Source organism: Streptomyces sp. NPDC101776 (genome assembly GCF_044766845.1).
Lineage (GTDB): Bacteria > Actinomycetota > Actinomycetes > Streptomycetales > Streptomycetaceae > Streptomyces.
Genome location: NZ_JBIWMV010000013.1, coordinates 105,727 through 127,740 on the forward strand (window position 1 = coordinate 105,727; position 22,014 = coordinate 127,740).

Consider the following 22,014-nt stretch of genomic DNA (forward strand, 5'->3'; position numbering starts at 1 on the left):
GCCGTTCCGCACGCATTGGGAGGCACGGGCAGCTGTGGCGGGCAACACGCTTTCTTCGGCACAGGCAACAGCGACGAACGACTTCTGGCGACGGAGGTTCGCGTCGCCGGTGCCGGAGACGTCCTTGCCGCTTGACCACCCCCGTCCGCCGCGCCAGGAGGGCCCGGCGCCCCTCGCGCGACGCGCGGCCCCCCTCGCCCCGACGTCCGACGCGGCCACCCGACTCGCCGCCTTCGTCGCCCTGTTGCACCGCTACGGCGGTACGACGGCCACCGAGACGGCGGTCGCCCACGAGGGACTCCCGCTCCGCGTCACGATCGACGGCGACACCCCGTTCGCCGAACTCCGCGAGCAGATCACGGCCGTACGCGCGGAGGCCGCCGCCCACCACCTGCCGACCGCCGAGCTGCTACGGCTGCTCGCCCCCGAACCCTTCCGCGGCGGCGGCCTGTTGTGCGCCACGGGCTTCGGACCCGCCGCCTGGGACGAGACCGGCCCCCTGGACCTGGCCCTCACCGTGACCGACGGAGAAGTGGCGGCGGACTACCGCACCGACCTCTTCGAATCCGCCACCGTCGACCTGGTCCTCGGCCACTACGGCACGCTCCTCGCCGACGCCGTCGCCCGCCCGGAGGCCCCGGTCGCCGACCTCGAACTCCTCGGCGCCGACGAGCGGCACCGCATCCTGCGCGGCTGGAACGACACCGAGCACGACGTCCCCGCGCTCACCTGGCCCCGCATGTTCGCCGACCAGGTCGCCGCCCGCCCGCACGAGGTGGCGCTCATCCACGAGGACGTCCGCCTCACCTACGCCGAACTCGACGCCCGCGCCGCGAAGTTGGCGCACGCCCTGGTGGCCCGGGGCGCCGGTCCCGAGCAGGTCGTGGCGCTCGCCGTACCGCGCTCGGCCGACATGATCGTCGCCGAGGTCGCCGTCCTGAAGTCGGGCGCCGCCTATCTGCCCGTCGACACCGACTACCCGGCCGACCGCATCGCCTACATGGTCGCCGACGCCCGCCCGGTCTGCCTCGTCACCACCGCAGAGATCGCCCCCGACCTGCCCCCGGACCTGGACCCGCTGATCCTCGACGCCCCGGAGACGGTCGCCGAGCTGGCCGCGTACCCGGCCCAAGGCCCGTCCACCGCCGACGAGTTGACGACCGCGCACGCGGCCTACGTCATCTACACCTCCGGCTCCACCGGCCGCCCCAAGGGCACCGTCCTGTCCCACGCGGGTGTCGCCAAACTGGTCGCGACCCAGCAGGAACGATTCGGGATCGGCCCGCACAGCCGCGTCCTCCAGTTCGCCTCGCCCAGTTTCGACGTCGCCTTCTGGGACCTCTGCCTCGGCCTGCTCTCCGGCGGCCGACTGATCGTCGTCCCCGCCGACCGCCGCGTCCCCGGCGCACCGCTCGCGGACTACGCAAACGAGCACGGCATCACCTTCATGATCCTGCCGCCGGCGCTGCTCGCCGCCATGCCGGAAGACGTCCGACTCCCGCCCGAGGCAACCCTCCTGGCCGGTACGGAACGTGTCTCGCCCGAGCTGGTCGGCCGCTACGCACGCGGCCGGATGATGTTCAACGCCTACGGCCCGACCGAGGCCACCACCAACTCCACCCTGGGCCTGTGCGACCCGGACACCCCGGCCGGCACCATCGTGCCCATCGGCGTCCCCGACCCCGGCACCCGCGCCTACGTCCTCGACGACCGGCTGCGCCCGGTCCCCGCCGGAGTCACGGGAGAGCTCTACCTCGGCGGCGCCGGCCTGGCCCGCGGCTATCTCGGCCGCCCCGCCCTCACCGCCGAACGCTTCGTCGCCGCCCCCGCCGACATGACCGCCGCCCCGGGCGAACGCCTCTACCGCACCGGCGACTTGGTCCGCTGGAAGGCGGACGGCCGACTCGAGTTCCACGGCCGCGTCGACACCCAGGTCAAGATCCGCGGCTTCCGTATCGAGCCCGGCGAGATCGAGTCCGTCCTGCGCTCCCACCCGTCCGTCGACCAGGCCGCCGTCGTCGTCCGCGAGGACCGCCCCGGCGAACGCCGCCTCGCCGCCTACGTCGTGCCCTCGCTGGACGCCGAGGCGACCCCGGACGAAGGCGTCGCGGACTGGAAGGACCTGCACGAACTCCTGTACTCCGCCGCCGGATCGGACGGTTTCGAGGAGAACTTCGCCGGCTGGAACAGCATGTACGACGGCCTTCCGATCCCCCTCGCCGACATGCGCGAGTGGCGCGAGGCCACCCTCGACCGCATCCGCGCGCTACGGCCCCGCCGCATCCTGGAGATCGGCGTCGGCTCCGGCCTGCTGCTCTCCCGGCTCGCCCCGGACTGCGCCGAGTACTGGGGCACCGACCTCTCCGAGGAAGCCGTACGCGCCCTGGACGCCCAGGTGTCCGCGATCCCCGAACTCGCCGACCGTGTCACCCTGTTGGCCCGTCCCGCGCACGACCTCACCGGTCTGCCCGAGGGCCACTTCGACACGATCGTCGTCAACTCCGTCATCCAGTACTTCCCCGGCGGCGACTACCTCACCGGCGTACTCCGGGACGCGGCGGCTCTCCTCGCCCCCGGCGGCGCGTTGTTCGTCGGCGACGTCCGCAACCTGCGCCTGCTGCGCACGCTGAGCGCGGCCGTCGAGAGCGGGCGGGCACGGGACGAGGGGGACGAGACGGTCGCGGACAAGGAAGCCCTGCGCGCCGCCGTGGACCGGGCCGTCGCCTGGGAGGGCGAACTCCTCGTCGACCCCGACTACTTCACGAGCCTCGACGGCCTCAGCGCCGACATCCGCGTCAAGCGCGGCACGCACCACAACGAACTCACCCGCTATCGCTACGACGTCGTACTGCGACCGCAGACGGACGCACCCGAGGAAACCCCCGACTCGCCCTGGCCCGCGCTCGGTTCGGTACAGGCGCTGGACGAGCTGCTCGCCGGGCGGCCGGACCGGCTGCGGATCACCGGCATCCCCAACTCCCGCCTCGCCGACGACCTCGCCGCGCTCGACGCCCTCGACGACAGCAGCAGGCCGGCCGCCGGACCGTACGGCGTGGATCCCGAGGCCCTGTACGAGATCGCCGCGCGGCACGGCTACGAGGTGACGCTCACCTGGAACGGGGACGCCGAGGACGGCAGCCTGGACGCCGTGTTCGCCCTCGACGAGGAGGTACCGGCGCGGTACCGCCCCGCCGGCGGCCACCTGCTCACCAACCGCCCCGCACCCTTCCGCAACGTCAACGCCCTCATGTCGACCCTGCGGACCCACGCCACCGAGTACCTGCCCGACTACATGGTCCCGGCCGCCTTCGTCCCGCTGGACCGGCTGCCCGTCACCCCCAGCGGCAAGCTCGACGCCGCCGCGCTGCCGGTCCCGGACCTCACCCGGCAACTCAGCGCGGGCCGGGCGCCCGAGACCCCTCGCGAACAACTGCTGTGCGACCTCTACGCCCGGGCCCTCAAGGTCCCCTCGGTCGGCGTCGACGACGACTTCTTCGCGCTCGGCGGCGACAGCATCGTTGCCGTCCAACTCCTCATCCTGGCCCGCCGGGCAGGCCTGGAACTCACCCCGAGAGACGTGTTCCGCCACCGTACGGTCGCCGAACTCGCCACGGTCGCCCGCACCGGGACCGCCGATCTCGGCGAGGACACCCCGTGGCAGCCGCTGAGCGACGACGAACTCGCCGCCGTCCAGGCCGAGTTCCCCGTCACCGTTGAGGAGGCGCTGCCCCTCGGCCCGCTCCAGGAGGGCTTCTTCTTCCACGCCCTGGTGGACGGCGCCGAACTCGACGCCTACGTCGTGCAGCAGGTCATCGAACTGTCGGGACCGGTCAACGGCACCCTGCTGCGGCAGGCCGCCCAACGACTCGTCGACCGGCACGCCCCACTGCGCGCCTGCTTCCGCCAGACGCCCGCCGGCCGCCCGGTCCAGCTCATCGCCTCCGGCCTCGAACTGCCCTGGCACGAAGTCGACCTGTCCGCCCAGGACGACCCCACGGTCCGCCGCGCCCTCGCCGAGGCCGTCGCCGCCGACGAACGCGCCCACCGCTTCGACCTCGCCCACCCGCCGCTGATCCGCTGCGCCCTCATCCGCTTCGGCGAGGACCGCAGCCGACTGGTCCTGACGTTCCATCACATCATCGCGGACGGCTGGTCCTTGCCGGTCCTGCACCGCGAACTCCTCGCCCTCTACGGCGAGAACCCGACCCCCCTCACCGGAGTCGCCCCCTACCGCGGCTACCTCCGCCGTATCGCCGGAGCCGACCGCGAGGCCGCCCGCGCGGCCTGGAGCACCGCCCTCGCCGGGGTCGAGGAGCCCACCCGGCTCGTCGAGGCCCCCGCGCCGGCCGGACCCGTCGAACCCGCCCAGATCCGCGTCGAGTTGACCGAGCGCGTCACCTCGCGGCTCGCCGCCCGCGCCCGGGAACGCGGAGTCACCCTCGGTACCCTCGTGCAGGGCGCCTGGGGCCTGCTCGTCGGCCGTATGACGGGCCGCGAGGACGTACTGTTCGGCACCACGGTCGCCGGACGTGACGCCGCAGTCGACGGCATCGAGTCGATGATCGGCCTGTTCATCAACACCCTTCCCACCCGGCTGCGTTGGGCCCCCGGAGACACCCTGGGCGCGCTGCTCGACCGGCTCCAGGACGAGCAGAGCGCGCTCCTCGACCACCAGCACCTCGGCCTCGCCGACATCCAGCGCGCCACCGGTCACGCGGGCGACGGCGAACTCTTCGACACCCTCGTGGTGTTCGAGAACTACCCCGGCGGCGAGGGTGCCCCGGGCATCACCGACCCGACCGGCACGATCGCCGTCGCCGGACACGCGTTCCACGACGCCGTGCACTACCCCCTGGCCCTGATCGTCAAGCCCGGCCGCCGTCTCGACCTGCGCCTCAAGCACCACGCCCGCCGCCTCGACGCCGACGCGGTGCAGTCCCTCGCCGACCGGCTCACCCTGATCCTGCACGCGCTGGCTGGCGACCCCGGCGCCCGGATCGCCGACCTCGACCTGCTCACCCCGGACGAGCTGGCCGACGCCCACCCGGCGGGGGAGACCCGGCCGGTCCCGGCCACCACACTCGACGCCGAGTTCGCCGCGCAGGTCGCGCGCACTCCGGACGCCACGGCCGTCGTCTTCGACGGAACGACCCTGACCTACGCCGAACTGGACGCGCGGGCCGAGGAGTTGGCCGCCCGGCTGCGGGCCAAGGGCGCGGGCCGGGAGCGGTTCGTCGCCGTCGCCGTACCCCGTTCGGCGGAGCTGATGGTGGCGCTGCTGGGTGTCCTGAAGTCGGGGGCCGCCTATCTGCCCCTCGACCTGGACTACCCGGCCGAGCGCCTCGCCCACATGCTGGTCGACTCGGGCGCGACCACGGTCGTCACGACGGAACGGGACGCCGAACGGCTGCCGTCGGTCGACGGCCTCGATGTGCTCCGGCTGGACGCGGAGGGCGAGGAGGCCCTGTTCGGCGGCATCCAGGACCCCGCCCGCCCCGACGACCCCGCCTACCTCATCTACACCTCCGGCTCCACCGGCCGCCCCAAGGGCGTCGTAGTCACCCACCGCGCCATCGGCAACCGGCTGGCCTGGATGCAGGGCGCGTACGAACTCACCTCCGCCGACAGGGTGTTGCAGAAAACGCCGTCCAGCTTCGACGTGAGCGTGTGGGAGTTCTTCTGGGCGTTGCGCCAAGGCGCGGCCGTCGTCCTCGCCGCCCCCGACGGACACCGCGACCCCGCCTATCTGGCCCGTCTGATCCAGGCCGAGGGCATCACCACGATGCACTTCGTGCCGTCCATGCTGGAGGCGTTCCTCGCCTCGGACGAGGTCACCGCCGACCCGGCGTGGGCGCACAGCCTGCGCCGCGTGTTCAGCAGCGGCGAGGCGCTGTCCGGTTCCGCCGCCCACCGCTGGCACGAGCTGACCGGCGTCCCGCTGCACAACCTCTACGGCCCCACCGAGGCCGCCGTGGACGTCACTTACCACCCCTACGACGGCACGCCCGGCACCACCGTGCCCATCGGCCGACCCGTCTGGAACACCGGCCTGCGCGTCCTCGACACCTGCCTGCGCCCGGTGCCGGACGGCGTCCCCGGCGAGCTGTACCTGACCGGCGTCCAGTTGGCCCGCGGCTACCACCGGCGCCCCGCGCTCACCGCAGACCGCTTCGTCGCCGACCCGTACGCCACCGAGCCCGGCGCCCGCATGTACCGAACCGGCGACCTCGTACGCCGCCGCCCCGACGGCACGATCGACTACCTCGGCCGCACCGACCGCCAGGTCAAACTCCGCGGCAACCGCGTCGAACTCGGCGAGATCGAGGCCGAGTTGACCCGCATCCCCGCAGTGGCCCGAGGCGCGGTCGTCATCCGCGACCAGCGACTCATCGCCTACGCGGTCCCGGCATCCGGAGTCACGCTCGACCCCGCCGACCTGCGCGCCGCCCTCGCCGACACGCTGCCCGCGCCCCTGATCCCGGAGGCGTACGTCGTCCTCGCCGACCTCCCGCTCACCCCGAGCGGCAAGCTGGACCAGGCCGCGCTGCCCGCCCCGGAGGCCGAGCGCGCCGAACGCCGTCTGCCCGAGGGGCCGTTGGAGCGTCAGCTCACCGAGATCTTCGCGGCCGTCCTCGGCATCGAGGACGCGGGCCCCGACGACGACTTCTTCCGCCTCGGCGGCGACAGCATCAGCTCCATCGGCGTCGCGAGCCGCGCCCGCGCGGCCGGCCTGGACCTGAGCCCGCGCGACGTGTTCACCCACCGCACGCCCGCCGCCCTCGCGCTGGCGGCCGGCACCGCAACGGCCGTAGCCACCAGCCGTGTTGAGGCCTTCACCCTCACCGACGCCGAACAGACCCGCGTCCGCGCCGTCGCGGCCCCGGCGGAGGTCGCCGACGTGTGGCCGCTGGCCCCCCTCCAGGAGGGCCTGTTCTTCCACTCGGCGTACGACGAGGGCGCGTTGGACGTCTACACCGTCCACGAGACCTTCGACTTGGCGACCCGTCTCGACACCACGCGTCTGCGCGCCGCCGTCCGCACCGTCCTCGACCGCAACCCCGGCCTGCGCGCGGGCTTCACCAGCGACGGCCTCGACCAGCCCGTGCAGTTCATCGTCGAGGACCCGGAGATCCCCCTCGAAGAGGTCGACCTCTCCCTTCTCCCCGCCGCCGAACAGGACGTACTCCTACGGGAGTTGACGGACGCCGAACGCGACCGCCGCTTCGACCTGTCCGCACCCCCGCTCTTCCGCCTCCTCCTGCTCCGCCTCGGCGCGGAACGCGGCGACCGGCTCGTCATCGGCCGCCATCTGATTCTCTGGGACGGCTGGTCGGCCTGGCTGTTCCTCGACGAGCTGTTCGCGCTGTACGAGTCGGGCGGCGACGCCAACGCCCTTTCCGAGCCCGGCAGTTACCGCGACTACCTGACGTGGCTGGAGGAGCAGGACGACTCGGTCGCCACGGCCGCCTGGCGTACCGCGCTCGCCGGTCTCGACGAGCCGACCCTGCTCGCGCCCACCGCCACCGACGGCCTCGAACCGGTCATCCCCGACCAGCTCGACACCCGTCTCTCCACCGAACTCGGCGACCGACTCCGCGAGTTGGCCCCCGCCCACGGCCTGACCCTCAACACGATCCTCAACGCGGCCTGGGGACTCACCCTCGCCTCCGCGACCGGCCGCGCCGACGTCGTCTTCGGCACGACCGTCGCAGGGCGCCCCAGCGAGGTCCCGGACGTCGGCAACATCATCGGCCTGTTCCTCAACACCGTCCCGACCCGCATCGCCCTCAACCCCGCCGAACCGGTCCTCGACCTGCTCCGCCGTATCCAGGGCGAACGCCTCGACCTCATGCCGTACGAGCACCTCAGCCTCGGTGTCCTCCAGGCCGAGACCGGTCACCGCAAGCTCTTCGACACGCTGTTCGTGCTGCGCAACAACGACACCGAGGAACGGCTCGCCGACCTGAAGACCCGGCACGGCGCCACCGCCGTCGCCAACGTCGACGCCACCCACTACCCGGCCAACCTCGTCATCACCCCCGGCCGCGAGATCGCCGTCACCCTCACCCACCGCCCCGACCTCGTCCCAACTGCGCACGCGCAGGCCCTCATCGACCGCTTCGCGCTCCTCGTGGACCGCCTCACCGCCGACCTCACGGCACCGGTGGGCTCCCTCGACTCCCTCCTTCCGGCCGAAGTCGAGTCGCTACGGCGGGAGTCGGCGGCCAGCCGGGTCCCCGACCCCGAGGACACCGTCGCCGACCTGCTCGCCGCGCAGGCCGAACGCACCCCGGACGAGCGGGCGTTGGTCTTCGGCGAGCGCAGCATGACGTACGCCGAACTCGACGCCGCCGTCAACCGGATGGCCCGGCTGCTGATCGACCGGGGCGCGGGCCCCGAGCAGGTCGTCGCGCTCGCCCTGCCGCGCTCGCTCGACATGGTGGTCGCCCTCTTCGCGGTCCTGCGCACCGGAGCGGCCTATCTGCCCCTGGAGTTGGACCACCCGGCCGACCGCCTGTCCCTGATGCTGGCCGACGCGAGCCCCCTTCTCCTGCTCAGCACCACGGCCGTATCCGCCACGCTGGACGGCGAGATGACCCGCGTCCTGCTCGACAGCCCGGAGACCAAGGGGGAGTTGGCGGCTCAGCCGGACACTCCCGTCCGCCTCCGCTTCAGCCTCGAACACCCCGCCTACGTCATCTACACCTCCGGCTCCACCGGTCGCCCCAAGGGCGTCGTCACCCCCTACCGGGGCCTGACGAACATGCAGTTGAACCACCAGAAGGAGATCTTCGAGCCCGCCATCGCCTCGGCCGGCGGCCGACGGCTGCGCATCGCGCACACCGTGTCCTTCGCCTTCGACATGTCGTGGGAAGAACTGCTCTGGCTCGTCGAGGGCCACGAAGTGCACGTCTGCGACGAGGAGTTGAGGCGGGACGCCGAAGCGCTGGTCGCCTACTGCGAACGCCACCGCGTCGACGTCGTCAACGTCACCCCCACCTACGCCCGACTCCTCATCGAGCAGGGCCTGTTGGAGGGCCACGTCCCGCCGCTCGTACTCCTCGGCGGCGAGGCCGTACCGGAGACGGTGTGGACGGCCCTGCGCGACACCGAGGGCACATACGGCTACAACCTGTACGGGCCGACCGAGTACACCATCAACACCCTCGGCGGCGGCACCCTCGACAGCGACACCCCGACCGTCGGCAAGCCTATCCGGGGCACCCGCGCCCACATCCTCGACGCCTGGCTGCGCCCGGTGCCCGACGGTGTCCCCGGCGAGCTGTACATCGCCGGAATCGGCCTGGCCCGGGGCTACTTGGACCGGCCCGCGCTCACCTCCGAGCGCTTCGTCGCCGACCCGTTCGGCGAGCCCGGTGAGCGTATGTACCGTACGGGGGACCTGGTCCGCCGCAACCCCGACGGCAATCTCGACTTCCTCGGCCGCACCGACGACCAGGTCAAGATCCGCGGCTACCGCATCGAACCCGGCGAGATCGAGACCGCCCTCAGCCGCCACCCGCTCGTCTCCCAGGCCGCCGTGGTCGTCCGCGACGAACGCCTCGTCGGCTATGTCGTCCCCTCCGGCGCCGACTCGACGGAGCGCACCGCCGCCGAGGCCGCGCAGGTGGGGGAGTGGCAGGAGATCTACTCCGACGAGTACGAGGAGATCGGCACCGCCGTCTTCACCGAGCAGTACGACGGCTGGGACAGCTCCTACGACGGACAGCCCATCCCCTTCGAGGAGATGCACGAGTGGCGCGAGGCCACCCTCGCCCGCATCGGCGCCCTCAAGCCGCGCCGCATCCTCGAAGTCGGCGTCGGATCAGGCCTGTTGCTGTCCCGGCTCGCCCCGGACTCGGAGGCGTACTGGGCCACCGACTTCGCCGCTCCCGTCATCCGCAAGATAGGCGAGGAGGTACGGCGCGACCCGGCGCTCGCCGCCAAGGTCGAACTGCGCTGCCGCCCGGCCGAGGACCTGAGCGGGCTGCCGTTCGCGTACTTCGACACGATCGTCATCAACTCCGTCATCCAGTACTTCCCGAGCATCGACCACCTCACGACCGTGCTGAACGGCCTGATGGAACTGCTCGCGCCAGGCGGCGCCCTGTTCGTCGGCGACGTCCGCAACCTGCGGCTCGCCGGCACCTTCCACACCGAGATCCAGCGCGCCAGGGGCACCGCCGAGGCGGACCTGGAGCGGGCGGTGGAACGCGGTCTGCGCCTGGAGAAGGAACTCCTGGTCGACCCCGACTACTTCACCACCCTCGGCCACGGCGTCGACCTGCGCACCAAGCGCGCCCAGCACCACAACGAGCTGTCCCGGCACCGCTACGACGTCGTTCTCTACGCCGACGACCCGGACGTGCGCCTGGGCAACGCCCCGTCCGTCGACTGGGCCACCGGCAACACCATCGGCGAACTCCTGCGCGGCGACTGGTCGTCGGCCGAGGCGATCGGTGAACTCCTGCGCGGCGGCTGGTCCGCGACCGGCGCCACCACCGAACGCCCGCGCGGCGAGCGGCCCGAGGCGCTCCGCTTCACCGGCATCCCCGACGGCCGTACGAGCGAGACGGGCGTGGACCCCGAGCATCTGCACGAGTTGGGCACGGCGGCCGGATATCGGGTGCTGACCACCTGGTCCGAGCAGGACGGGACCTACGACGCCGTCTTCCTGAAGTCCCCCGAACTGCGCCTGACCGGGGGCCTGTTCCGCCCGGGTGGCGGCACGCACCCCTACGCCAACGACCCCACCGCCGCCCGCGAGGCGAGCGCGCTGGTGCGGCGGCTGCGCGAGGACCTGGGCCGCGAACTGCCCGACTACATGGTCCCGTCGGCCTTCGTCACCGTCGACGGCCTGCCCATGAACGCCAACGGCAAGCTCGATGTCCGGGCGCTGCCCGATGCCGAACCCGCCGTCGCGCTCGGCGGCGGACGCGGCCCGCGCACCCCGCAGGAAGAGGTGCTCTGCCGGCTGTTCGCCGAGGTGTTGGGGCTTCCCGAGGTCGGCGCGGAGGACAACTTCTTCGACCTGGGCGGCCATTCACTCCTCGCCACCCGGCTGGTCAGCCGCGCCCGCACCGAGCTGGGCGCCGAACTCGCCATCCGTGACCTCTTCGAGGCCCCGACTCCCGCCCTGCTCGCGGGCCGTGCGGACGCGGCGAGCCCGGCCCGCCCGGCGGTCACCCCGGTCGCGGACCGGCCCGCGCGCATCCCTCTGTCGGCCGCCCAGCGACGGCTGTTGCTCGTCGAGGAGATCACCGGCAGCTCGGTCGCCTACAACTTCCCGCTGGTCTTCCGGCTGCGCGGCACCCTCGACACCGAGGCCCTGGCCGCCGCCCTGCGGGATGTCGCCGGACGCCACGAGGCGCTGCGGACGGTGTTCCCGACGTACGAGGGCGAGCCGTACCAGCGGATCGTCCCGGCCGAGGAAGCGGTCCCGGTCTGCACGGTCGTCGACTGCGCCGAGGACGAACTGCCCGCGCTGATCGAGTCCGCCCAGCGCCGCCCCTTCGACCTCACCACCGAACTCCCGCTGCGCTGCGAGGTGTTCAGGCTTGGCTTCGACGAGCAGGTGGTGGCCGTCGTCCTGCACCACATCACCACCGACGAGTGGTCCGACCGCCCCTTCCTCGCGGACCTCGACACCGCCTACGCGGCCCGCCGCGAGGGACGGGCACCCGAGTGGACGCCGCTGCCGGTGCAGTACGCCGACTACACCCTCTGGCAGGACGACCTCCTCGCCCGCACCGGCGAGGCCCAACTCGCCCACTGGGTCGCCGCCTTGCGCGGTCTGCCCGACGAACTCGCCCTGCCCGCCGACCGACCGCGCCCCACCGAGCCGACCGGCCACGGCGGCAAGGTCCGTTTGGAACTGCCCGCCGCGACCGGCCACGCCCTGCGCGACCTCACCACCGCCACCGGGACCAGCATGTTCATGCTGTTCCAGGCGGCCACCGCCGCGCTGCTGAACCGGCTCGGCGCGGGCGAGGACATCCCGCTCGGCGCACCCATCGCCGGCCGCACCGACGAGGCCCTCGCCGACCTCGTGGGCTTCTTCGTCAACACGCTGGTGCTGCGTACCGACGTGTCCGGCGACGAGCTGACGTTCCGTGAACTCCTGGGCCGGGTGCGGGAGTCGTCCCTCGCGGCCTTCGAGTACCAGGACCTGCCCTTCGACCGGGTCGTGGAGGCCCTCAACCCGCCCCGCGTGGCCGGCCGCAATCCGCTCTTCCAGGTCATGCTCGGCTACCACCACCGCCCCGACGGCGACCCGGACGTGCTCGGCCTCGCGACCGAGTGGTTCGACATGGACACCGGCATGGCGAAGTTCGACCTCCACTTCACCTTCGTCGACGAGACCGGCCGCGACCGGGTGGTCCTGCTCCTGGAGTACGCGACCGACCTCTTCGACCACGGCACCGCCGAGACGATCGCCGCCCGCATGGCCCGCCTCCTGGACCGTGCGGCGGCCGAACCCGACCGCGCCGTAAGGGACTTCGACCTCCTGGCGGACACCGAGCGCGCGCTGGTCCTGGAGGAGTGGAACGCCACCGAGCACCCCGTCCCCGTCACCACCCTCCCGGAACTCTTCCGCGCCCAGGTCGCCCGCACCCCCGACGCCACGGCACTCGTCTTCGAGGGCCAGCGGCTGACCTACGCCGAGCTGGACGCCCAAGTGGAGCGCACCGCCGGGGTGTTGGCCGCGCTCGGCGCGGGCCCCGAACAGACCGTGGCCGTAGCCCTCCCACGCTCACTCGAACTCGTCGTCGCCCTGCTCGCCGTCCACCGCGCCGGAGCCGCCTACCTCCCGCTCGACCCCGACTACCCGGAGGACCGCCTCGCCCTCATGGTCGAGGACGCCCGCCCGGTGTACGTCGTCCGCGACACCCTGCCGACCGGCCCCGAGGCCCAACTCCCCACGTCCTACGACCCGTCGCACCCCGCGTACGTCATCTACACCTCCGGCTCCACCGGCCGCCCCAAGGGCGTCGTCGTCCCGCACGAGGGCATCGTCAACCGGCTGCTCTGGATGCAGGACGCCTACGAACTCACCGCCGACGACAGGGTGTTGCAGAAGACGCCGTCCAGCTTCGACGTGTCGGTGTGGGAGTTCTTCTGGCCCCTGATCACCGGCGCCACCCTGGTTGTCGCCCGTCCCGAGGGCCACCGTGACCCGGCCTACCTGGCCCGGCTGATCCGCGAACAGGGCGTCACCACCGTCCACTTCGTGCCCTCCATGCTCCAACTCTTCCTGGAGGAACCGGCAGCGGCGGACTGCACCGGCCTGCGCCGAGTGATGTGCAGCGGCGAGGCCCTTCCCGTCGCCGTCACCCACCGCTTCCACGAGGCCCTGGGCACCGCCGAGTTGCACAACCTCTACGGCCCGACCGAGGCCTCGGTCGACGTGACGGCCGTGGAGATCGGACCCGACGCGACGAGCGTGCCGATCGGCCGCCCGGTGTGGAACACCCGCACCTACGTCCTCGACGCCGGCCTGCGTCCCGTCCCGCCCGGCGTCCCGGGCGAGCTGTACCTGGCAGGCGTCCAGCTCGCGCGGGGTTACCTCGACCGGCCCGGCCTGACGGCCGAGCGGTTCGTCGCCGACCCGTACGCCATCAAGCCCGGCGCCCGTATGTACCGCACCGGCGACCTGGCCCGCTGGAACACCGATGGGACGGTCGAGTACCTGGGCCGCACCGACGACCAGGTGAAGGTGCGCGGTTTCCGCGTCGAACCCGGTGAGATCGAGGGCGTGTTGACCACGCACCCGTCCGTCGCCCACGCCGTCGTGGTGGTCCGGGAACAGAACCTCGTCGCGTACGTGGTCCCGGCCGGACCCATCGAGACGGCAGCCCTGCGAGCGCATGTCTCCGCCGTGCTCCCCGCCCACATGGTCCCCGCCGCCTTCGTCACGCTGGACGCGCTGCCGCTGACCCCCAACGGCAAGCTGGACCGCGCCGCCCTGCCCGCCCCCGACTTCGCGACCGGCACCGGCACCGGCACGGACGCGGGCACCTCGCCGCGCAGCCCGCGCGAGGAGATCCTCACCGGACTCTTCGGTGATGTCCTCGGCCTCGAACGCGTCGGCGCCGACGACGACTTCTTCGCCCTCGGCGGCCACTCCCTGCTCGCCATGCGCCTGGTCAGCCGCGTCCGTACGGCACTTGGCGCCGACCTCACCGTCCGAACCGTCTTCGAGGCCTCCACGCCCGCACTCCTCGCGGCCCGCCTCGACGACCGGGCCGGCGGACTGCCCGCCCTGGTCCCCGCCGACCGCCCCGACGAACTCCCGCTCTCCTACGCCCAGCAGCGCCTCTGGCTGCTGCACCGCATCGAGGGCCCGGGCGCCACCTACAACATCCCGGCCGCCTGGCACCTGACCGGCACACTCGACCGGGCCGCGCTGGCCGCCGCGCTGGACGACGTCGCCGTACGGCACGAAAGCCTGCGCACGGTCTTCCCCGAGCGGGACGGCCGCCCCCACCAGGTCGTGCTGGACCGGGTCTCCGTGCCTCTCCACCACAGCCGGGTCACGGAGAACGAACTGCCCGAGCGGCTCGCCGAGGCCGCCGCGCTCGGGTTCGACATCGACCGTGAACTCCCGCTGCGGGCCCACCTGTTCGGGCTGGCGGAGGACCAGCACGTCCTGCTGCTGGTGCTGCACCACATCGCCGGCGACCAGTGGTCCGACGGGCCGCTGTGGCGAGACCTGGCCACCGCCTACGAAGCCCGCCGCGAGGGACGGGCCCCCGCGTGGACCCCGCTGCCCGTGCAGTACGCCGACTACGCCCTCTGGCACCGCGAGGCGCTCGGCGACGCCGACGCCCCGGACAGCCGCCAGTCCCGTCAACTCGCCTACTGGAAGGCGGCATTGGCCGGTCTGCCGGACGAGCTCGCGCTGCCCACCGACCGCCCCCGCCCGCTGGAGGGCAGTCACCGGGGCGGTGCCGTCGGGCTGACCCTCGGCGCGGAACAGACCGGCGCGCTGCGCGCGTTGGCCCGCCACCACGGCGTCAGTATGTTCATGGTCACCCAGGCCGCCGTCGCCGCGCTGCTGCACCGGCTCGGCGCCGGGGACGACATCCCGCTCGGCGCACCCATCTCCGGACGGGCGGACGAGCACCTCGAAGACCTGGTCGGCTTCTTCGTCAACACCCTTGTCCTGCGCACCGATCTGTCCGGCGACCCCACGTTCGCCGATCTGCTCGCCCGCGTCCGGGACACCGACCTCGCCGCCTACGAACACCAGGACCTGCCCTTCGAGCGGCTGGTCGAGGCGGTCAACCCGGCCCGCTCACTGGCCCGGCACCCGCTGTTCCAGGTGATGGTCGTCCACCTCGACGACGAGGGCGCCACGCCCGCCCTGCCCGGCCTGACCGCACGCCGTGCGGAACTCGGCCAGCAGGGCGCCAAGTTCGACCTCAGCTTCGACTTCGTGGAGCACGGCGCGGACGGCATGCGCTGCTGGATCGAGTACAGCGCCGACCTCTTCGACGAGTCGACCGCTGAACTCCTCGCCCAGCGCCTGGAGTTGCTCCTGGCCCAGATCGCCACCGACCCCGGCCGGCGCATCGGCACCCTCGACGTCCTGCGCGACGACGAGCGCGCCCTCGTCCTCACCGACTGGAACGACAGCGCACGCACCGTCCCCGACCTCACCCTGCCGGAACTCTTCCGCGCCCAGGTCGCCCGCACCCCCGAGGCCACGGCGGTCGTCTTCGAGGACACCGCCCTCACCTACGCCGAACTCGATCTGCGCGTGGAGAAGTTGGCGCACACCCTCGCCGCACACGGCGCGCGGGCCGAGGCCGTCGTCGCCGTCGCCCTGCCGCGCTCACTCGCCCTCGTGGTGTCCCTCCTCGCGGTCCACCGCGCGGGCGCCGCCTATCTGCCCCTGGACACCGGTTACCCGGCCAAGCGGCTCGCCTACACGCTCACCGACGCTGCCCCGGTCTGCCTGATCACCACCGGGGGCGTCACCCTCCCGGACAGCGACGTGCCCACGCTCACCGTGGACGCGGACGGAATCCCCGACCGGCCGGCGCGCGCACCGCTGCCCGCCGCCCATGACCCCCGCCACCCGGCCTACGTCATCTACACCTCCGGCTCCACCGGCCGCCCCAAGGGCGTCACCGTCCCTCACCAGGGCATCACCAACCGCCTGTTGTGGATGCAGGACACCTATCGTCTCGACGCCGACGACCGGGTGCTGCAGAAGACCCCGGCCGGGTTCGACGTGTCGGTGTGGGAGTTCTTCTGGCCGCTGATCACCGGCGCCACCCTCGTCGTGGCCCGCCCGGAAGGCCACCAGGACCCGGTCTACCTCGCCGAACTGATCCGGCGTCAGCACATCACCACCGCCCACTTCGTGCCGTCGATGCTGCGCGCCTTCCTCGACGAACCCGCCGCCGCCCGCTGCACCGACCTGCTCCAAGTCATGTGCAGCGGCGAGGCGTTGCCCGCCCCGCTGGCGGCTTGCTTCCACCAGGTCATTCCGAGTGCCCGTCTGCACAACCTCTACGGCCCCACGGAGGCGTCCGTCGACGTCACCGCCCACGAGGTCCCCGCCGACCCGGCTACGGTGCCCATCGGCCGCCCGGTGTGGAACACCCGCACCTACGTCCTCGACGCGGGACTCCGCCCCGTACCGCCCGGCGTGGCCGGCGAACTGTATCTGGCGGGCGTCCAGTTGGCGCGCGGCTACCTCGGCCGCTCCGCCCTGACCGCCGAACGCTTCGTCGCCGACCCGTACGCCATCGAGCCCGGTGCGCGGATGTACCGCACCGGAGACCTGGCCCGCTGGACCCGGGACGGCGAACTGGAGTACCTCGGCCGCGCCGACGACCAGGTCAAACTGCGCGGCTTCCGTATCGAACTCGGCGAGATCGAGAGCGTGTTGGCCGCCCACGCGAGCGTCGCGCACGCCACCGTCGTCCTGCGCGACGAACGCCTCGTCGCGTACGTCGTGCCGACCGGTCCGGCAGCTGACTCCGCCGAACTCCGCGCCCACACCGCCAAGTCGCTGCCGGACCACATGGTGCCGTCGGCCGTCGTCATCCTCGACGCGCTCCCGCTCACCCCGAACGGGAAACTCGACCGCCGTGCCCTGCCCGCCCCCGACTTCGCCGCCGAGGTCACCGACACCCGCCCGCGCACCCCGCTGGAGGAGACCCTCTGCGCCCTCGTCGCGGACGTGCTCGGCCTCGAACGCGTCGGAGTCGAGGACGACTTCTTCGCCCTCGGCGGCGACAGCATCGTCGCCATGCAACTGGTCGCCCGCGCCCGCGCCGCCGGACTCACCTTCAGCCCGCGCGACGTGTTCCGCCACAAGTCGGCCGCCGGTCTCGCCACCGTCACCGCCACCACGGCCCCCGCCGAGCGCGACGACGACGTCACCCTGCTCGACCTCACCTCCGACGAGCGCGCCGAACTCGCCACCCTGCCCGCGGGAACCGAGGTCCTGCCCGTCTCCCCGCTCCAGGCCGGCCTGCTCTTCCACGCCGCCCTCGACTCCGGCGACGACGGCCCGGACGTGTACACCGTCCAGGTCTCCTACGACCTCGAAGGCCCCCTCGACGCCGACCGGTTGCACACGGCGGCCCAGTCCGTGCTCGACGCGCACGAGAACCTGCGCAGCGGCTTCCGGCACCTGTCCTCCGGACGGCCCGTCGCCGTCGTACCGCGCACGGCCGTACTGCCGTGGCGACAGCTCGACTTGGCGGGCGACTCCGAGGAGTGGGAGCGGCTGCTCGTCCAGGAGCGGCGCCGCTTCGACCCCGAACACCCCCCGCTGCTCCGGCTGTTGCTGGCCCGGCTCGGTCCCGACCGGCACCGGCTCGTGCTCTCGCACCAGCACCTCCTGCTCGACGGCTGGTCGCTGCCGCTGCTCACCGCCGAACTGTGGGCGCGTTACGAGGGCCGAACGCCGGCCGCGCCCGCCCCGTACCGCGATCACCTGCGGCTGCTGGCCGCCCAGGACCCGGCCGCCTCCACCGCCGCGTGGGCCGAGGCCCTCGGCGGGCTGGCCGAGCCGACGCGGCTCGCGCCCGTCGACCCCGACCGTGCCGCCGTCGTACCGAGCACCCACACCGTCGAGTTGGACCCGGACCGTACGGCGGAACTGGAGGCGTTCGCACGCCGGCAGGGTGTCACCGTCAACACCCTTGTCCAGGCCGCCTGGGGCGTGCTGCTCGGTCGGCTCACCGGCCGGGACGACGTGGTGTTCGGTGCCACCGTCGCCGGGCGTTCGCCCGAACTGGCCGGTGCCGAGTCCATGATCGGCCTGTTCATCAACACCGTGCCGGTCCGGGTGCGCGTCCGCCCGGAGGAGAGCACGGCCGCGCTGCTGGAACGCCTCCAGGACGAGCAGTCCCGGCTCATCGCCCATCAGCACCTCGGCCTCGCCGACATCCAACGGGCCGCCGGACTCGGCGAACTCTTCGACACCCTCGTGGTGTTCGAGTCGTACCCGGTCGCCGACGCGGACGAGGAGGGCGACGGACCGCGCGTCTCCGTCCGCGATCACGAGGACTCCACCCACTACCCGTTCGCGTGGGCGATCGAGCCCGCCGAACGGCTGCGGCTCACCGCCGAGTTCAGGCCCGACCTCTTCCGACCGGCCGTCGTACGACGGATCTCGGACGCGCTGACCGTGCTCCTGACCGGGATGGCGGCCGACCCGGACTGTCCCGTCGGCCGGCTCGACCTGCTCGGTCCCGCCGAGCGGCACACGGTCGTGGAGACCTGGAACGACACCGCGCTGCCCGCGCCGGCGACCGAACGGCTCGGCACAGTACCGGCGTTGTTCGTCGCCCAGGCCGCCGCCGACCCCGGCGCGGTCGCCGTCACCGACGGCCGTACGACCTGGACGTTCGCCGAACTCGACGCCCGCACCGACGAGTTGGCCCGAGTCCTGGCCGGACACGGCGTCGGACCCGAGCGGATCGTGGCCCTCGCGCTGCCCCGTACCGCCGACCACATCGCGGCGATCCTCGCCGTGATGAAGGCGGGCGCCGCCTATCTGCCCCTCGACCCCGACCTCCCCGAGTCCCGGCTGACCGGCATGCTCGACGACGCCCGCCCCGTGCTGATCCTGGCCACGGCGGAGACGGCCGCCACCCTGCCCTCAACCACCGTGCCGGTCCTGCGACTTGACGCCCAGACCGACGGCCTGCCGCAGGCCGAACCCGTCGCCCCCGGCCCCGACCACCCCGCCTACGTCATCTACACCTCCGGCTCCACCGGCCGGCCCAAGGGCGTCGTCGTCACCCAGCGAGGCATCGCCAACCTCTTCCACAGCCACCGCCACGACCTGCATCAGGTGGCCAGGGAGCGCACCGGACTGCGGCGCCTGCGCGTCGGGCATGCCTGGTCGTTCTCCTTCGACGCCTCCTGGCAGCCGCAGTTGTGGCTGCTGGACGGGCACGCGCTGCACATCGCCGACGACGAGACCCGCCGCGACCCCGAACTCCTCGCCGCGTTCATCCGCGACCGGGGCATCGACTTCATCGAGGTCACCCCGTCGCTGCTCGCGCAGATGGCGGACAGCGGCCTGATCGGCGCCGAGGGCGACTGCCCGCTCTCCGTGGTCGGCTTCGGCGGCGAGGCCGTACCCGAGTCGCTGTGGACCCGTCTTGCCGCCCTCTCGGACACCGAGGCGTTCAACCTCTACGGCCCCACCGAGGCCACCGTGGACGCGCTCGTCGGGAGGGTTCGCGACAGCGCCACCCCGGTCGTCGGACGCCCCGTCCACGAGTCCCGCGCCTACGTCCTCGACACCGCCCTGCGCCCCGTACCGCCGGGCGTCACCGGCGAGTTGTACCTGGCCGGGCCTGGCCTGGCGCGCGGCTACCTCGGCCGACCCGAGCTCACCGCCGAACGCTTCGTCGCCGACCCGTACGCCACGAAGCCCGGCGCGCGCATGTACCGCACGGGCGACCTGGCCCGCTGGACCGAGGACGGCCTGCTGGAGTTCGCCGGCCGCACCGACGACCAGGTCAAGATCCGCGGCTACCGCATCGAACTCGCCGAGATCGAGGCCGCGTTGGACACCCACCCGGCCGTCGCGCAGACGGTCGTCGTGGCGCGCGAACACCGGCCCGGCATACGGCAGTTGATCGCCTACGTCGTCGCCGACGGGGCGGACGGGGCCGAACTGCGCGCCCACGCCGCCGCCGCACTGCCCGACTACATGGTCCCGGCCGCCGTGGTCGTCCTCGACGAACTGCCGCTGATGTCGAACGGCAAACTCGACCGATCCGCCCTGCCCGCCCCGGACTTCACCGCGCGGGGCGGCGGTCGGGCCCCTGAGAACGACACCGAGCGCACCCTGCGCGACCTGTTCGCGGACTCGCTCGGACTTCCCGCCGAGGCGGTCGGCACCGACGACGACTTCTTCACCTTCGGCGGTGACAGCATCGTCGCCATGCAGCTGGTCGCCCGGGCCCGCGCCGCCGGCCTGCGGGTCACGCCCCGGCAGGTCTTCCAGCACCGAACCGTCGCCGCCCTCGCGGCGGTTGCCGTCGCGCTCGGCACCGACGAACGGCACGCCGTCCACGACGACGGCACCGGCGCCGTCCCGCTCACCCCGATCATGCGCGGCCTGCTGGAGCGCGGCGGACCCATCGCCGCCTACCACCAGGCGGCCCTCGTCCAGACCCCGGCCGACCTCACCGAACCCGGACTGCTGACCGTGCTCACCGCGCTCGCCGGGCGGCACGACATGCTGCGTGCCCAACTCGTCCGCGAGCCTGAGGCGTTGCTGCGGGTACCGGCCGCACGGGACACCGACGTCAGCACCTGGCTCACCCGAGTCGACGCGCGCGGCGCGGACGACGACGCACTGCGCGCGGCCATCTCCCGGCACGCCGAGACGGCCCGGGCCGGGCTCGACCCGGACGGCGGGGCGATGGTGCGGGCGGTCTGGTTCGACGCCGGACCGGGACAGCACGGCCGACTGCTCGTCCTCGTCCACCACTTGGTGATCGACGGCGTCTCCTGGCGCGTCCTGCTGCCCGACCTGGCCACCGCCTGGGCGGCGGTCAGGGGCGGTCGTACGCCCGAACTCGCTTCCGTGGAGCTGTCGTTCTCCCGCTGGTCCCGACTCCTCGGTACCCGCGCCACCGACCCGGCCACCGAGGACGAGCTGTCGTGGTGGACCTCCGCCCTCGCCGAGGGCGCCGAACTCCCACTGGCCCGACCGCTCGACCCGGCCCGGGACACGGTCGCCACCACCCGCCACCTCTCCCTGTCCCTGCCCGCCGACCTCACCGGCCCGCTGCTGAGCCGGTCCCCGGCCGCGTTCGGAGCCACCGTCAACGACGTGCTGCTCACCGCGTTCGCCCTCGCGGTCGGCGACTGGCGCACCCGCACCCTGGGTGCCGAACTCCCGGGCGGGCCCGTCCTGGTGGACGTGGAGGGCCACGGCCGCGAGGAACAGCTCGCGGGCGACGCCGATCTGTCCCGCACGGTCGGCTGGTTCACCAGCGTCGTACCCGTGCGACTCGACCCGGGCGAGGCCGACCCGGCGGACGCCTTCGCGGGCGGCCCCGCGCTGGACACGGCCCTGGCCCGCATCCGTGAGCACCTCACCGCGCTGCCCACGGCCGGCATCGGACACGGCCTGCTGCGCCACCTCAACACCGGGACCGGCGCACGGCTGGCCCAACTCGGCGAGCCGCAGATCGAGTTCAACTACATGGGCCGCTTCGACCGCCCGGCGGCAGCCGACTGGTCCTACGCACCCGAGGACGACGCCGCCGACCTCGACGCCGACCCCGGCCAGCCCATGTCCCACGCCCTGACCCTCAACGCCATCACCGAAGACCGCCCCGAGGGCCCCGAGTTGAGTGCCCACTGGGCGTACGCCGCCGAACTCCTCACCGAGGAGCAGGTGAGGGACCTGGCCGGCACCTGGTTCCGGGCGCTGGAGGCGGTCGTACGCCGTGCCGACACCCTCAACCGGCGCTGACCGCACATCACTTACCCGTCAGACCGCATCAGTCCGTATCA

1 protein-coding gene is annotated in these 22,014 nt (G+C 72.9%); it reads left to right on the plus strand.

Annotated elements, in window-relative coordinates:
* The first annotated feature begins 34 nt into the window (after positions 1-34).
* The gene (locus ACIRRY_RS32835; protein WP_403979876.1) at positions 35-21,973 is read left to right on the plus strand and encodes a non-ribosomal peptide synthase/polyketide synthase; all 21,939 of its coding nucleotides are present in this window, start codon (positions 35-37) and stop codon (positions 21,971-21,973) included.
* The last annotated feature ends 41 nt before the right edge of the window (positions 21,974-22,014 follow it).